The organism is Candidatus Tumulicola sp. (assembly GCA_035601835.1).
GTDB lineage: Bacteria > Vulcanimicrobiota > Vulcanimicrobiia > Eremiobacterales > Eremiobacteraceae > DATNNM01.
The window spans coordinates 115,203-129,220 of sequence record DATNNM010000015.1 but is presented as its reverse complement, the minus strand read 5'-3'; the positions used below and the strand labels follow the sequence as shown (position 1 = coordinate 129,220).

General features: G+C 62.9%; 17 protein-coding genes. 10 read left to right on the top strand and 7 right to left on the bottom strand.

Annotated elements, in window-relative coordinates; translation table 11 throughout:
• Nucleotides 1-78 precede the first annotated feature (78 nt).
• From VN934_10335 to VN934_10315, 5 genes are read left to right on the top strand one after another with little or no spacing between them, the layout of a single operon-like run.
• Nucleotides 79-582: a helix-turn-helix transcriptional regulator gene (locus VN934_10335; GenBank protein ID HXM19186.1), complete on the top strand. Its 504-nt coding sequence runs from the start codon at nucleotides 79-81 to the stop codon at nucleotides 580-582.
• A complete protein-coding gene (locus VN934_10330) occupies nucleotides 579-1,076 on the top strand; it encodes a hypothetical protein (protein HXM19185.1) in 498 nt (165 codons plus the stop codon). The genes VN934_10335 and VN934_10330 overlap by 4 nt, the downstream gene beginning before the upstream one ends.
• Entirely contained in the window at nucleotides 1,069-1,629 is a 561-nt protein-coding gene (locus VN934_10325) for an OsmC family protein (protein HXM19184.1), read from the top strand. Before VN934_10330 ends, VN934_10325 begins: the two co-directional genes overlap by 8 nt.
• Before the next feature lie 4 nt (nucleotides 1,630-1,633).
• Nucleotides 1,634-1,966, top strand: coding sequence for a DUF1697 domain-containing protein (locus VN934_10320; GenBank protein HXM19183.1), 333 nt, complete (start codon nucleotides 1,634-1,636; stop codon nucleotides 1,964-1,966).
• 40 nt (nucleotides 1,967-2,006) lie between these two features.
• Nucleotides 2,007-2,153, top strand: a complete 147-nt coding sequence (locus tag VN934_10315; GenBank protein ID HXM19182.1) for a hypothetical protein — start codon at nucleotides 2,007-2,009, stop codon at nucleotides 2,151-2,153.
• Nucleotides 2,154-2,246: 93 nt separating this feature from the next.
• On the opposite strand, the gene VN934_10310 is transcribed toward VN934_10315, so the two are convergent.
• A complete protein-coding gene (locus VN934_10310) occupies nucleotides 2,247-3,224 on the bottom strand; it encodes a hypothetical protein (protein ID HXM19181.1) in 978 nt (325 codons plus the stop codon).
• Nucleotides 3,225-3,398: 174 nt separating this feature from the next.
• Here VN934_10310 and VN934_10305 point away from each other — a divergent pair, with 174 nt between their 5' ends.
• Nucleotides 3,399-4,064, top strand: coding sequence for a class I SAM-dependent methyltransferase (locus VN934_10305; protein HXM19180.1), 666 nt, complete (start codon nucleotides 3,399-3,401; stop codon nucleotides 4,062-4,064).
• Between the two features lie 176 nt (nucleotides 4,065-4,240).
• On the opposite strand, the gene VN934_10300 is transcribed toward VN934_10305, so the two are convergent.
• Nucleotides 4,241-5,566 carry an alkaline phosphatase family protein gene (locus VN934_10300; GenBank protein HXM19179.1) on the bottom strand — a complete coding sequence of 442 codons (1,326 nt, stop codon included), beginning with the start codon at nucleotides 5,564-5,566 and terminating at the stop codon, nucleotides 4,241-4,243.
• 144 nt (nucleotides 5,567-5,710) lie between these two features.
• On the opposite strand from VN934_10300, the gene VN934_10295 reads away from it, so the two are divergent.
• On the top strand, nucleotides 5,711-5,959 hold the full coding sequence (locus VN934_10295; GenBank protein ID HXM19178.1) for a DUF167 domain-containing protein: 249 nt from the start codon (nucleotides 5,711-5,713) through the stop codon (nucleotides 5,957-5,959).
• On the opposite strand, the gene msrA is transcribed toward VN934_10295, so the two are convergent.
• Both msrA and VN934_10285 read right to left on the bottom strand, forming a co-directional pair.
• On the bottom strand, nucleotides 5,956-6,429 hold the full coding sequence (msrA, locus tag VN934_10290; GenBank protein HXM19177.1) for a peptide-methionine (S)-S-oxide reductase MsrA: 474 nt from the start codon (nucleotides 6,427-6,429) through the stop codon (nucleotides 5,956-5,958). The two genes, VN934_10295 and msrA, sit on opposite strands and share 4 nt — an antisense overlap.
• A gap of 283 nt (nucleotides 6,430-6,712) precedes the next feature.
• A complete protein-coding gene (locus tag VN934_10285) occupies nucleotides 6,713-6,979 on the bottom strand; it encodes a hypothetical protein (GenBank protein HXM19176.1) in 267 nt (88 codons plus the stop codon).
• A 164-nt stretch (nucleotides 6,980-7,143) separates the two neighbouring features.
• Between VN934_10285 and VN934_10280 the strand changes: the two genes are divergently transcribed.
• Complete coding sequence (locus tag VN934_10280; protein ID HXM19175.1) at nucleotides 7,144-8,871, top strand: serine hydrolase domain-containing protein; 1,728 nt, start codon at nucleotides 7,144-7,146, stop codon at nucleotides 8,869-8,871.
• 129 nt (nucleotides 8,872-9,000) lie between these two features.
• Here VN934_10280 and VN934_10275 read toward each other — a convergent pair whose 3' ends face one another.
• Entirely contained in the window at nucleotides 9,001-9,459 is a 459-nt protein-coding gene (locus VN934_10275; protein ID HXM19174.1) for a hypothetical protein, read from the bottom strand.
• A gap of 91 nt (nucleotides 9,460-9,550) precedes the next feature.
• Between VN934_10275 and VN934_10270 the strand changes: the two genes are divergently transcribed.
• A complete protein-coding gene (locus tag VN934_10270) occupies nucleotides 9,551-10,597 on the top strand; it encodes a glycosyltransferase family 1 protein (protein ID HXM19173.1) in 1,047 nt (348 codons plus the stop codon).
• Nucleotides 10,594-11,493, top strand: a complete 900-nt coding sequence (locus VN934_10265; GenBank protein HXM19172.1) for a hypothetical protein — start codon at nucleotides 10,594-10,596, stop codon at nucleotides 11,491-11,493. The genes VN934_10270 and VN934_10265 overlap by 4 nt, the downstream gene beginning before the upstream one ends.
• Here VN934_10265 and VN934_10260 read toward each other — a convergent pair.
• Entirely contained in the window at nucleotides 11,490-12,080 is a 591-nt protein-coding gene (locus VN934_10260; GenBank protein ID HXM19171.1) for a cob(I)yrinic acid a,c-diamide adenosyltransferase, read from the bottom strand. The two genes, VN934_10265 and VN934_10260, sit on opposite strands and share 4 nt — an antisense overlap.
• Before the next feature lie 113 nt (nucleotides 12,081-12,193).
• Nucleotides 12,194-13,978 carry a copper amine oxidase N-terminal domain-containing protein gene (locus VN934_10255; protein HXM19170.1) on the bottom strand — a complete coding sequence of 595 codons (1,785 nt, stop codon included), beginning with the start codon at nucleotides 13,976-13,978 and terminating at the stop codon, nucleotides 12,194-12,196.
• Nucleotides 13,979-14,018: the final 40 nt, after the last annotated feature.

Genomic DNA, 14,018 nt, shown 5'->3' with positions numbered 1-14,018 from the left:
GGTTTCTCCCCTCGCCTTGCCGTTAATTGTAAACTCTTATTGACAATTGCCCAAACCCTCTGCTACGATTGGGTTGCAATGAAGAAAGAACACGTACGCCAGACGCTGCGCCGCAACGTGGTCGAAGCGCGGGCGGCGCTGGGCCTTTCCCAGGAGCAGCTCGCGAAGAAGGCGGGTCTCTCTCGGCCGGTCGTGTCCGCGATGGAGCAAGCGCGGGCAAACCCCACACTCGCGGTGTTGGAAAAACTGGCTTCGGCGCTGGGATGCGGCGCCTCCGCATTGATCGCGCCCAAGGTGCCGGCGATATCGCTCGCGCCTACCGCGTTGAAGCAGCGCAGCAAACTACGCAAGGGGACTCGCTTCAGCCGCGCAGGCCGCAAACCGTCATACTCGAGTTGGCTCAGCAATCCGCCGCCGGGCAGCAAGACCGCAGAAGCCGCAGACTTTGGAATCGATCTGACCCTTATCGCCGGAAACCTACGCCGCTCACCGAGAGAACGACTTGACAATCTGTCGAAGACCTCGGCATGGTTGGAGGAGCTAAAATCAGCCTACCGTCTACAACACGGCGGGCGCAAGTGAACTTTGACGAACCTCTGAAGGTGCTCTGCAGCGCCGAGGTCCGCTTTGTTATCATCGGCGGCGTCGCGATGAGTCTTCAAGGGTCGGCGTTCGTCACCAACGATCTCGACGTCCTCTACGCCCGCGACGTCGAGAACATCCGAAAACTCGTTGCCGCACTCAAGCCCTATGAGCCCCAGCTCCGCGTACCCGGTGGGGAAGTCCCGTTTCGTTTTGATGAGCGGACCATCAAGAACGGCCTGAACTTCACCCTCGTGACTCGCCTCGGCTGGATTGACCTGCTTGCAGAAGTCGCAGGGATCGGCGACTTCGAGGCCGCGAAAAAGGTGTCGAAGGAAATCCGTCTTGGGGATCAAGTCGTGCACGTGCTGTCGCTATCCGGCCTCGTCAAAGCCAAAAAGACCGCCGGGCGGCACAAGGATCTCATCTCCCTTCCCGAATTGGAGGCGCTCGAAGAGCTCGAGCGGAAAACGGAGTTACCTAAGTTTGAATAACACGACAACGGAGCGAAACATGGACGCGACCACATTACGCGAGATCCAGCAGCCGATCAAGGATAAGTATCGCGAGCAGCCCGGCGCCGCGCTGATCCAGTTGCGCGCGGAAGGCCGGCTCGACGATCCCGAAGCCTTGAGCTGCTCGGTCGAGACCGGCCGGGCATTGGTGAAAGCGGGCCTGCACCCGGCGACGGGCGGCGACGGCACGCTTGCGTGTTCGGGCGACATGCTCTTGCAAGCGCTCGTGGCGTGCGCGGGCGTGACGTTGCGTGCGGTCGCGACATCGACCGGGGCTCCCGTCACCGGCGGCACGGTCATCGCCGAAGGCGACTTAGACTTTCGGGGCACGCTTGGCGTCGATCGCGATGCACCGGTCGGCTTCCAGGCGATACGGCTCCGCTTCGAACTAGAAGGCGACCTCACTTCAGAACAGTTGGCGACGCTGCAAAAACTGACCGAGCGCTACTGCGTCGTCTACCAAACCCTGGCCGCGGGCGTCACCCCGCAGACCACCTTCGTCGCGAAAAGTAATGTAGCCACGGAGCTTTAGCTCCGTGCCATCCTACGTCGCGTTCTTGCGCGGCATCAACGTCGGCGGCAACAAGCTGATCAAGATGGACGCGTTGAAGAAGGCGTTTGAAGCGCTTGGGTTTCGCAATGGCAGAACCGTGCTGGTAAGCGGCAACGTGGTCTTCGAAACGACGAAGGCGAGCCCGCAGACGATCGCCGCCGAGATCGAAGCAAAGGCGAAGAAGACGTTTGGTCACGAGGTCGGCGTCGTTGTGCGCACGTTGCAACAGCTCCAGAAGCTGAAAGAAGGCCGACCCCTTCAAAGGCATCCGCATCACGCCGGACACCAAGCTATACGTCACGTTCCTAACTCGTAAGCCGATTATCGGCAAACCCAAGATCGAGCACGGAGCGATCGTGCGCATCACCTCGACCGAGGTGTGCACCGCCATCACGCTCTCACCCAGGTTTGGAACGACCGAGCTGATGAAGGTCCTCGACAAGGAATTCGGACGTAGCGTCACCACCCGCAGCTGGAACACCATCGAAAAAATCCTCATGTAAAAAAACGGCGCCCTGCTCTCGCAGGACGCCGCTTATGTAGCCACGGGCCAAAACGCTATGTAGCCACGGAGCTTTAGCTCCGTGCCGCGCAGCCTAGTGGCTGAGCATGAGCGCGGGACGCGTGTCGAGGCACTTGCCGGTCAGCTGATACTTGATGGTGCCGGTGTTGTTGGCGTAGTTGGACTCGATCAACGAACCGGTATCATTCAGCTTCAGCGTGAGCGTGTGTACGCCGGCCGGCAGGTACGCCTGCGTGTTGATGACCGATGTTCCACCGGCCGCCAGCGCCAGCGTGATCGTTTGGATGCTGACCGGTGCGGAGTTGGCGTCGACACGAAGCGCGTTCTTCCAAGCCGGCAGCGCTGCGACGGGGCCGATGTTGGAGTAGATGTACCTGATGTTGAACGCGCAGTGTCCGTTGTTGTTGAGGAACGCGTCCGCGTCCGTCAGCGTCACGCCCCCACCCCAGTTCGTGAGATGGCCGCCGACCGTTACGGGTGGCCTCGGCGTCAGGTCCGGCTTGCAATTGACATATGCGGCCGCTGGTTGGCAAGGAGTTGATTTCGGCGTCGGGGTCGCATTCGGGTTGCACACTTTGCCTGGCACGCTTACGCACGGCGTCGGCATGTTGCACGGCGCGCCGCTAGGCAAGATGCACGGCGTCGGTGTCGGTCTCGGCGTCGCTCTCGGGCCCGTGCATTCGACCGTGAATGCCGCCTTGTTGCTGACGGCAACCATCTGATTGCTCACCCAGATGCGCATCTGCACCCAGTAACCGCCCGGTATCGACGGCGTGCGCGCATCGGTGATGACGGCGTTGTGCAAAGCGTTGAACGTGGCGGTCATCTTGAAGCTGTCGATGCCGTCGCTGTTGAGAATCGAGTACTTCACTGAGGGGACGAAGGGCGCGTTGTTGTGGATCGTGCCGTTGATTTTTATGAGCGCAGGACACTTGCCGAAATAGCTGGGCGGCGCCACGGTGAGCGTCGCGACGAATTGCGGGGCCGCCAAGGACGGAGCCGGAACGGCCTGCGAGAATGTCACGGCCAATACAAGACAAACCGCGAGCATTCGAAAAGCCCTATGCATGCGAGAAACCTCCCATGACAAGAAAGAGCGATGGAGTCCCTAGTCCAAGAACGCCGCGAGCCTGCAAAATGTTGCGACCGAAGAACTGCCTAGTGCACAGCGTTCCCGCGCCACTTTTAACCCACCGGCCGGGACGACCTCCAAGGGAAGCAGAGCGTGACCGCAAGCTACGGTGAATTCTCGGACTTCAGGCCGACGTCGGACTTCGTACGCGCGTTTCTGCCTGAGGCGCCGAGCCGGCTGCTCGAGATCGGATGCGGATCCGGCGAACTCGCGCTGGCGCTACAACAAAACGGCTACGATATCACCGCCATCGACCCCGCCGCGCCCGAGGGCCCGCCGTTCAGCAAGACCACGCTCGAAGCGTTCACCGGCTCCGCGCCATTCGCGCGCGTCGTCGCGATGCGCGCGCTGCATCACATTCCAGATCTTGACGGTGCGATCACGAAGATCGCCGCGCTGATGGGCCCCGGGGGCGCCTTCATTCTCGAGGACTTCGGGTGGGAACGCATGGACGATCCAACGCTGGCGTGGTTTTTCGAACGCATGCGCGCGCTTGGGCGCGGGCCGCGCGATGGACCGGTGCCTGCTTCCCTCGAGGAATGCCGGCAGTCATGGACGCGGGAGCATGCAGATCTGCATACGTCCAAAGCGATGTTCGCAGCCCTCGGCGCGCGCTTCAGCACGCGCATGTTCGCGTGGACGCACTACCTGAATCATCTGCTCAAGGACCCCGAAGGCAAAGACGGTGAAATCGAGGCCCTGATCTCCGAGCGGATCAGTCCGATCGCATTCCGCTTCGTCGGCTTTCCCAAAATGTAGCGACCCCGGATGTAGTGCCTGGGCTTTAGCCCCGGTAAGTAGCGACCCGAACGAAGTTCGGGTGTAGCGTTCCGAGCGAAGCTCGGATAAACGTAGCCACGGACCTCGCCTAAACGTAGCCACGGACCGCACCTAAACGTAGCCACGGACCTTTAGGTCCGTGTTACGGCGAGCCCTCAGAAGTCGGTGTCCGGCGGCACGTTCGCCATCGGCTGCGATAGGAAGTACGTAGCGCGCCGGTTGGACGCGATCGTCTTGAACACGATCGGCGTCTGATTGTAGTTGAAGCAATCCGACAGATCGTCCGCGCGCGCATCGGTGTAGCCGATCGAGGCCGCGCCGAAGGTCTCCTCGGTGAACTTCAAGATGCTGCCGTACTCGTGCTGCACGTGCGACACATATCCCGGCTTCGCGTACGGCGAGACCACGATGAGCGGCACCCGGAAGCCCAACTCGTAAGAGTTGAAGATCTGCGGCGTGACGTGGTCGAACCAGCCGCCCCAGTCATCCCAGGTGATGAAGATCGCGGTGTTGTTCCAATACGCGCTGTTGCCCACCGCGTTGACGATCGACGCCACCCATGCCGGCCCCGTGCCGTCGGTCGAGAGCGCGTGATCCGACTGCTTGCCGTTCGGGATCACCCAGGACACCTGACGCAACTGGCCGGCGGCGATATCGTTGAGGATCGTCGTCTGCGGGATGATGACGTTGTTCCAATCCGCGCCGTTGCGGATGTGCGAGATCGCGTCCGGTGCTGACCACAACCCGCCGTTGAACGAGTCGTAGTAGCGCCATGAGACGCCCTTGGCGTCCAGCTCGTCCATCAACGTCGCGTGCTCGAAGCAGGGCAGCAGCTTTGTCGCTTCGCTGCCGCTCGGGTCGATCATCGCCACGCGCGATAAGGGGTCGCCGTCGCAATTGCGCGAGTTGCCGTTGGCGTAGTTGGGATTCTCGGCGGCGAGCAGGTTGCTGCCGACCGCATTGGTCGACGTGCCGGAGATGATGTACTGATGCGCGGGCAGACTCGGACCTTGATTGGTCTGGAACATGCGATCGGCGAACGTGTACGTCTCCGCCATCGTGAAGTATTCTTGAACTTCTGCTTGCGGCACGTAGCCGAATGCCGTGAGCGGATTGCAGGTCTTGCTCGGGCAGTTCATGCCGACCAGATCCCAGCCGTTCATCGAACCGCTGTTGTATTCGGTGGTGAAGGCGTGGTGCGAGTGGTCGATGTCGTACGGCGCGCTGATGCTGACCGGCACGAGCGAGACCGTCGCTCCCTTGGAGTTCGTGCCGCTATTGGCGATGTCGGCCCCCGGCAATGCATGGAAGAGGTTGTCCGGCGTGCGATTCTCTTGAAAGATGATGATGACGTGTTGGATCTTTTGCTGCCCGGGAGGCGGAGTCGGGGTCGGAGGCGGGGGAATGGCGCCGCCACCGCCGCCGCTGCATCCCAGCAGCGAAAAGGCGGTCAACAACGCGGCGAGCTGGCGCGGCCTCATGCCTCGAGGATACCAAAACCGGTGACCGCGGGGGTGAGGACCCGGTTAAATGTAGCGTTCCGAGCGAGCTAAATGTAGTGTTCCGAGCGAAGCTCGGATGTAGTGCCGGGGCTTTAGCCCCGGTTGCCAGAAAGCGCTGTAACCGTGCGACTGTCCGTCCTCGTCAAGCCGGGATCGAAGTCGCCCGGCGTAAGCGTGGACAGAGGCCGTGTGATCGTTCGAGTGCGCGCCCCTGCCCGCGAAGGCAAAGCGAACGAGGCATGTCGCAAGGCTCTGGCTGCAGCGCTAAAGATCGCTCCATCGCGGATCACCCTCATGCGCGGAGCGACCTCAAAAGAAAAGGTCTTCGACATCGAAGACCTTACCGCTGAAGAACTAAGCCTGAGGATCTAGATCGGGCACGCGTCGATGCCCTGTTTTTCGAAATAGCGCTGGTGATATTCTTCGGCGCGCCAGAACGTGGACGCCGGCGCGATCTGCGTGACGATCGGCCGGTGCAAACGGCCCGACGCCTCCAGCCGCTCCTTGGAAGCTTTCGCCGCCACCTCTTGCTCGGGCGAGTGGAAGAAGATCGCCGAACGATATTGCGTGCCGTGATCCGGACCCTGACGATTCAGCGTCGTCGGATCATGGCTGGTCCAAAAGTGATCGAGCAGCTTCTCGTACGTCACCTTGGCAGGATCGAAGGTCACTTCGACAGCCTCGGCATGTCCGGTGCGGCCAGTGCAGACATCCCGGTAGCTGGGGCTCTCAGTCGTCCCACCGGTGTAGCCGACCACGGCGTCAAGAACGCCAGGTACCTGCCGGAGCGAGGACTCAACGCCCCAAAAACAGCCCTCAGCAAACGTCGCTTTTTCCATCATCGCCTCCAAATCAGTATATGCGCCGCAGCCCGCGCCGGACCAGTGGCCCTGTGACGTACGTCACACAACCAGCCAGCCCATGCGTACCAGCGGTCACAACTGCGCCCCTTTGTGTCTCATATAAGCAGGGCGCTCCTTTTGCGAAAGGGGCCCCGGGTTACGCACAACCGCGACAGGGAGTGAGACCATGACGAAAATCATCATAGGTGAACAAGATACCGTGATCAAGCCACCGGATCCGTCCGAGACCTGGCATATCCGCCTAGTCTAATCCGAAGACGCTTTAGGAACCGGCAGGCTTGTCGGTTTCTTTCTTAGGTTCCGGGGTCGAGGCCCCGGCGCCGGCCTGAGCGTCCTTCGGCTTGTTGAGCTTCTCCGCTTCCGACTTCACTGCGCTGGCCGCATGCTTCATGTCGGCCTTCGCTTTTTCCCAAGCGCCCGGCGCCTGCTCCTTGGCTTTTTCGTAGCCTTCTTTGGCGCCCTTGCCGACCTCGCCGGCGACTTCTTTAGTCTTTTCCCACGCCTTGTTCAATTTGTCTTTGAAGTCCATGATCCCAACCTTCCCAATGTAGCGTTCCGAGCGAAAGCTCGGAGCTCTTGTGTAGTATACCCCAGGCTCAGTCCGGCTTCCGTCCGGGACCACGCGGGACGCCTGAAAATCAACGGAATGCGCGGGCAGGATAGCGTCAGGGTTCGTCAAGTAGCGTAGGCCAGATGATGAATTTACGTCACCTCGCGATTCTCAGCGCGACCGCCCTTGCGTTCGTTTTGGGAAGCATGACCACCGCCGCCGCCAAGCTCTCCGCATCCGATCTGGTCGGCGTGTGGTCTGGAGAGCAAGCCTTCGGGCCCGCGTTCGCTGGAAACGAAGTGGTCATCTCGGTCTCTGGTCGCTCGTGGTCTGCCCGCGTCGGCGCCTTGCGGGGTTCGGCGAGCGGACAGGACTACACGCTGACATTCGACTTCGGGAACGGCAACAAACTTCGCCTTCGCTATGCTGACAATGATTTGGCTGGGCAGTGGATCCAGCCGATCAGCGTCAGCACGGGAGCGCGCTTCGCGACGCCCGTCGTCTTTTCAGGCCCACCGGGCGGGCCGTGGCGCGGACGGATCGTTCCGTTCGTCGACGTCCAGCACGTGGATCTCATCGTGCAGCGTGCATCCGACGGCACACTCAGCGCGTTCGTTCGCAATCCCGAGGAAAATTTCGGCGCGCGCATCGGCAGCAGAGCCGTGAGCGTCGCCGGCGACCGGGTCACGCTCTCGCGCAAAGACGCGCCCGACATCACGGGCACGTTCGACGCGGCGGCGCGCAGCATCGCGTTTCACTTCGATCCATTTCCCGGCACGTTCGTCCTGCGAAAAGTACGGCCGGCCGACGCCGCTGCGACGTACTCCGTTCCGCTCGAGACCGGCGACGGTTGGAAGACAGCATCGCCGGCCGAGGTCGGCATGGACGAGCAGAAGATCCGCGACGTGCTGAAAAGCGTCGGCGCGGCGGCGACTTCGACGCGCTCGCCGTACATCCAAAGCATCCTGATCGCGCGCCACGGCAAACTGGTCTTAGACCAGTATTTCAATGGCTTCGATCGCGGCCGGCCGCACGACGTCCGCTCCGCCGGCAAGAGCGTCGCGACCTTGCTCATCGGCGCAGCGATGCGCGACCATCCTTCGCTCTCCCCGAACACCCCTGCGTACACGCTGTTCCCGCAGTACGTGCCGTTCGCGCACCCTGACCCGCGCAAGAATCAGATCACGGTCGGGAACCTGATGTCGATGTCTTCCGGCTTGGCGTGCGACGACAATGACGACGCCTCGCCCGGCCTTGAAGACGCGATGCAATCTCAGACGGCGCAGCCGGACTGGTACAAATTCACGCTCGACCTTCCTTTGGTATCCGAGCCTGGCACGAAGGCGACATACTGCTCGGCCGGGATCAACCTGCTCGGCGGCGTCGTGACAAAGGCGACCGGCAGCTGGCTGCCCGAGTATTTCTACGACCGCTTCGCAAAGCCGATGCAATTCGGCCCGTACGCCATGTGGCTCACGCCCCCGCCGCTCGACACGGCCTACATGGCCGGCGGCGATCACTTCCTCCCGCGCGATTTCCTGAAATTCGGTCAGCTCTTTTTGAATCGCGGTTTCTGGAACGGTTCTTCGGTCCTGGATGACAAGTGGCTGCAGGCGTCGATCGAACCTCGATCTGGATTGAACAATCCCGGCGACTACGGATACGGCTGGCACCTCTTCACCTATGTGGTGAACGGGCAGACGTACAAGGCGTTCAATGCGGGAGGCAACGGCGGCCAGCTGCTCATCGTGCTGCCGCGGCTCGACATGGCGGTGATGATCACGGCCGCGAACTACGGCCAATATCCGGTGTGGCTAAGCTTCGTCAACGACCTGGTGCCGAAGCAGATCCTCCCCGCCGTCCGACCGTAACCTAGCCCGTACCTAATGTAGTGCCGGGGCTTTAGCCCCGGAATGTAGCGACCCGAACGAAGTCCGGGTGTGGCGTTCCGAGCGCAGCTCGGACGTCAATGTAGCGTTCCGAGCGCAGCTCGGACGTCCTTACGGCCCCACCCGATCGACTTTGAAATCTGTTCCATCCCGGTGCACCTGGAAGATCTGAATCGGTCCGGTTCCGTCCACGAAACCGTTTAGCCACGGGAAGATCGCCACATACAGATGGGTAACCTTGCCGTTTTGAAAATAGACGTTGTAGTTGTCGTCCGGGTCTAAGAGCAACGTGGTCGGCTCGCTCGCACGTACGGCTCGGTCACCCCAAGCGCATTGACCAGGCTGAAGGCCTTCAGATGCGGCTCCCCGGCTGGGCGTGAAGCGGATCGAAAGAACGTTCTGCTGTGCGCCGGAGGTCGGATCGGCCGCGTGGTGCAGTGAAACGAGAAATGGCCCCGGTTTGCACGTCAGCGGGTAGGTCGGGTTGACCGCCCGAGACGGCGCCGGCTGAAGCGCACCGAATCCGACGATCGCGAGAACGGCAACGAGGATCGAGGCGCGACGAAGCATAGTCATGTCTCCCTAAAATGCGAAGCGCTTGGCGCAAGAGAATGGCATCCGCACCTATGAACGTATGCGAGAGGCGTTTGCGTTCCCTAGCATGACCTTGCACATCGGCGTCGATGCGTGGAACCTGCCGGGTGACCGGCGCGGGATCGGCAGATACACGCGCGCGATCCTGCGGCGCTGGGCTGAAGTCGATCAGCGCCGCGTGCGCACCACGCTGCTCGTTCCCGAGTGGCCCGCCTTCTTGCACGCGACGCACTATCGACGCCACGGCGGCGTGCCACGAGCCGCGGTTGCACACCGGCGCGCCGCCCACCCAACGATCGACGGCGTGTGGTATCCCTGGAACGGCATGAGCTGGATCGCCTCGCGCCCTGCGATAGCGACGCTGCACGACGCATCGCTGTTCGCGATGCCCCCGGCGGATCCGGACGTGCGGGAGCGCGAGCAGCGCCCGTTCCGGCAAGCCGCTTTGCACGCCAAACACTTCATCACGGACTCGCATTTCTCGAAAACCGAATTGACCAAGCACTTGGCCATCGAGCCGGATCGCATCGACGTGGTGCACTTAGGGGTCGATGCGGCGTTAGCCACGGGCGCGCCGGCGCACTTCGATGGCGTTTCGCGTTACGTGCTTTTCGTCGGCGAAGTGGAGCCACGCAAAGGCTTGGACACGTTGTTGCAAGCGCTGAGCCGAATGCCGGCTGAGAGGCAAGCTGAGATCGCACTGGTCGTGGCCGGCCGTTTTGACCCCGCCAGCGTGACCACTCTGCCTGACGTGCGCATCATCGCGCTTGGACACGTGCACGACGACCGCTTAGCTTCGCTCTACGCCGGCGCAGCAGCGCTGGTCTATCCCTCGCGCTACGAAGGCTTCGGACTGCCGGTACTCGAGGCGATGGCAGCCGGCACGCCCGTCGTCGCGTCGGATGCCGGAGGCATACCGGAAGCCGGCGGCGATGCGGCGCTCTATTTCAAGTCAGGCGACGTCGCGTCGCTCGCCGCGGTGCTCGAACGCGTGCTCACCAATGATGAACTCGCAGCCGAGTTGCGCGAGCGCGGCAAACTGCGGGCCGCGCAAATGTCCTGGGACAAGACAGCCGAGGAGACGCTGGCGGTCTTCGAACACGTCCTTACATGAGCTCGCTCACGCCCCGTCAACTCCTCGATGCCGCTCGGTCCGGTGACCTCGATCGTCTCGGCGCAGAGCCAAACGCGGTCGCGGATGCGGTCCGCTCGTTTGCGAACGCGGGCGATGGAGCTTCTGCACTCGCCCTCGCGGCCGGGGCGTGGCGCATCTGGCTCTCGCGCGGCGAGCTCGAACAGGGCAGTGCTGTACTCTCACTCGCGCTCGATGCGCCTGGAGCGGGCGACCCCTCGCCGGCGCGCGCGCGTGTTCTCTATGCCGACGGATTGTTCGCGTTCCGCAAAGGAAACCAGGAGCGATCCCGCGCCCGCAACGAGGAGGCGCTGAGGGTAGCACGAGCAGCGTTCGACCCACGAGGTGAGTGCGACGCGCTCACAGGTCTGGCTCGAGTCGCGCTGCGCGATGGCGACTACGCGCGCGTCGCGGAGTTCGCCGAGGAGGCTCGGCGACGCGCGCAAGCTGCGGGAGATCGAGAAGCCGAAGCGGGACCGCTCCACCTGCTTGCCGCCGGAATCCGGCTCGGAGGCGACTATGGCCGAGCGCGCGATCTCTATGCAGAAAGCCTTGAGCTCAACCGCGGGCTGGGCAAAGCCGCCTGGGTCACGATGGAGTTGCACAACCTCGGGTGGGTCGAGTTGCACCTCGGTGACGTGAAGACAGCCGCTTCCAGGTTCCGAGAGCGGGACTCAGGGCCAGAAGAGGACGCCCAGAGCCGCGCGTGGCGCAATCTCAACTGGGCCGCGGTGGCGGCGGCACGGGGAGACGAGCTGGAGGCGCGCAGGCTGTTCGCCGAGGGCAAGGAGGCGCTTGCGAATCTCGGAATGGCGCTCGACCCTGACGACAAGTTCGAGCTCGGCTGGCTGAGCGAAAAGCTGAACACCAGTCTCTAGTCTGGTTTCGGCGGCTCCGACTTTGGATTCCACTGATGCTCGGGCTCGCCGAATTCGCGATTGATCCAGCGCGCCCACACGAAGAGCGCATCCGAAAGTCGATTGACGTACTTCAGGGCGACCGCTTCGAGCGGCTCGCTGGACGCCAACGTCACCATTGCGCGCTCGGCGCGACGGCAGATGGTTCGCGCGAGGTGCAATAGGCCGCCGGCATACGCGCCGCCGGGATGGATGAACGTGTGCAACGGTTCGAGCTCGCGCTCGGCCGCGTCGATCGCCTTTTCGAGCGCATCGACGTCGCGCTGCGTGATGCTCGGCATCTTGTCGGTTCGATCTTTTGGCTGCGTCGCCAGATCGCTGCCGAGATTGAATAACATGTCCTGCGCCCAAGCCAGCCACGCGTCGAGCTGCCGCGCTTTCGCGCTGTCCTTGTGGTCGGCCAGATCGCGGCGTGCCAATCCGATCACGCTGGAACATTCGTCCACCGCCCCAAAACATTGGATGCGCGCGCTGTCCTTGGAAACTCGCTGGCCGCCGACCAGACCCGTTTGCCCTGCGTCGCCAGCGCGCGTGTAGATGCGCGTCATGCGCGCGCGTTCGACGCGCCGGACTAAAGTCCGGCATACCACATCCGAGCTTCGCTCGGAACGCTACATTTAGGCCGGTATAGCACATCCGAGCTTCGCTCGGAGCGCTACAGCTAGATCGGTTTTGGCGACGGGACGCCGGAAGTCGCCGTCGGGCTCGGTGTCGGCGTTGGCGTCTTCTGAGGCTTCGGCGTCGGCGTGGGAGTCGGTGGTGGTGCGGGCGTTGGTGTCGCCGCGGGCACGGGCGTCGGGGTCCAATGATGTTGCGGCGGCGTTGGCGTCGGCGTCGCTTCATCCAAAGGTTGCGGCGGAACCGAGCGGTGCGGTCGCGGCGTGCGAGTCGGCGTAGGCGTAGGCGCTGGAGTCGGCGTCGGCATGGCTAACGGCAGCGGCCGATTTCCAGGACCGACCGGCAACACGCGCAGCGCCGGCGTGGACGAGGGCGCGGGCGACGCGCCGCCAATCAAAGCGCGAGCCTGCCACGGCGGCAGCGACGGGCGGTGCACAATTTTTTGCAAGTAGCGCGGCACGCTGGACACGATCGAGATCGCCGTCGGCTCGGTCACCAGCACCGAACCGCCGCTGGACGGATAGAACTGCGCCACCAACGTCACCCCGGAAAGATTCACGCCGCCTGGCACCACGTATGAGCCCGCATAGTAACCCGGGTAGCCGAAGAGCGGCAGCAGCGGAATCGTCCCGGGCGCGCCGGACACCCAGCCCGTGCCATAGCCTCCCGGCAGCGCGATCATCAACATGGTGATGATCTGTCCGCTCGAAACCACGCCATACGTCGGCGTCGTCAGCGACAGCACCGGGAAGCCATTGTAAGCAAAGCCGTTGTTATAACCCGGCACAAACGCCGGATCGAGCTGACCGATATATCCGTAACCCGGCGGGTACGATGGGATCTCGTAGAACGACCAATCGCTGTCAAAGGAAACGCCGTCGACGTTGTCACCGTACACGCCGACGCGATGCCATCCCGGCGCCAGCGGATAGTACGGCGTGAAATAAAAACTCGACGCGGAGATGCCGGCGTAGTCGGTGACGTTGGTGTTGTCGACGAAGATGCGCACCGAGAGCGGATCGATCGGCGGCCCGCCGTTGCTATCGAAGAATCCCGCGATCGACGGTTGCATGACATACGTGCGCGCACCCGGGCGCGGTTGTTCGCGCACGATGGCCGGCAAGCGCCCGACGATCGACAACGCTTGGCCGGATTCGCGATCGACGATCTCGCTGCCGATCTGCAGATGCGCGAACACGTGGACGTCGTTGACGTTGCGGTCGGCGCGCACCACGTAGAAGCCGGTGTACGAGCCGCTGGCGACCTCGTGCATGGCGATCCCGCTGACGATGCCCGCGACATCGAAGGTCGCAATGCCGCCGGGCGTGCCGCTCATCGTCACCTGCACGACGTCGCCGGGGGACAGAGTCGATTTGCCGTGCGTGTCGACGGACAGGCCCGAGATGTTCGCGCTGTTCGCGAAGGTCGGCGGACCGGGCACATACGGATGCGCGCCCGCAAGCAAAATCGTGACCAGATCGTTGGCGGCGCTATACGCGACCGACGCGCCCAAGGATTCGCCCACGAAACGCAGCGGCACGAGCGTGCGTCCGCGCACGACGAGCGCCGGCACGTCGAGCCACGCGGTCTTGCCGTTCACGGTCGCCTTCTGGCTGAACAGGTGCAAGATGATGGTCGTGCGCGGCCGCGCGACAATGATCGTCTTGGTCCGCGCGTCGTAATCGACGAAGGCGCCCAGCGACGCGAACACCGCGCGCGCGGGAACGAGGGTGCGGCCCTGCTCTTCGACGGGAGCCACATCGGCTGCCACCGCGACGCCGTTGACCTGAACCGAAATCGCAAGCGCCGGAGCCGAAGCAAAAAACATAGCGCACAGAGCCCCGACCAAAGCCAGCCCAACGATCCTG

Excerpts from the sequence above, each read along its gene's own strand:
- VN934_10335 (HXM19186.1), top strand. The coding sequence starts at position 79 with ATGAAGAAAGAACACGTACGCCAGACGCTGCGCCGCAACGTGGTCGAA.
- VN934_10310 (HXM19181.1), bottom strand. The coding sequence starts at position 3,224 with ATGCTCGCGGTTTGTCTTGTATTGGCCGTGACATTCTCGCAGGCCGTT.
- VN934_10300 (HXM19179.1), bottom strand. The coding sequence starts at position 5,566 with ATGAGGCCGCGCCAGCTCGCCGCGTTGTTGACCGCCTTTTCGCTGCTG.
- msrA (HXM19177.1), bottom strand. The coding sequence starts at position 6,429 with ATGATGGAAAAAGCGACGTTTGCTGAGGGCTGTTTTTGGGGCGTTGAG.
- VN934_10285 (HXM19176.1), bottom strand. The coding sequence starts at position 6,979 with ATGGACTTCAAAGACAAATTGAACAAGGCGTGGGAAAAGACTAAAGAA.
- VN934_10280 (HXM19175.1), top strand. The coding sequence starts at position 7,144 with ATGATGAATTTACGTCACCTCGCGATTCTCAGCGCGACCGCCCTTGCG.
- VN934_10275 (HXM19174.1), bottom strand. The coding sequence starts at position 9,459 with ATGCTTCGTCGCGCCTCGATCCTCGTTGCCGTTCTCGCGATCGTCGGA.
- VN934_10270 (HXM19173.1), top strand. The coding sequence starts at position 9,551 with ATGACCTTGCACATCGGCGTCGATGCGTGGAACCTGCCGGGTGACCGG.
- VN934_10265 (HXM19172.1), top strand. The coding sequence starts at position 10,594 with ATGAGCTCGCTCACGCCCCGTCAACTCCTCGATGCCGCTCGGTCCGGT.
- VN934_10260 (HXM19171.1), bottom strand. The coding sequence starts at position 12,080 with ATGACGCGCATCTACACGCGCGCTGGCGACGCAGGGCAAACGGGTCTG.
- VN934_10255 (HXM19170.1), bottom strand. The coding sequence starts at position 13,978 with ATGTTTTTTGCTTCGGCTCCGGCGCTTGCGATTTCGGTTCAGGTCAAC.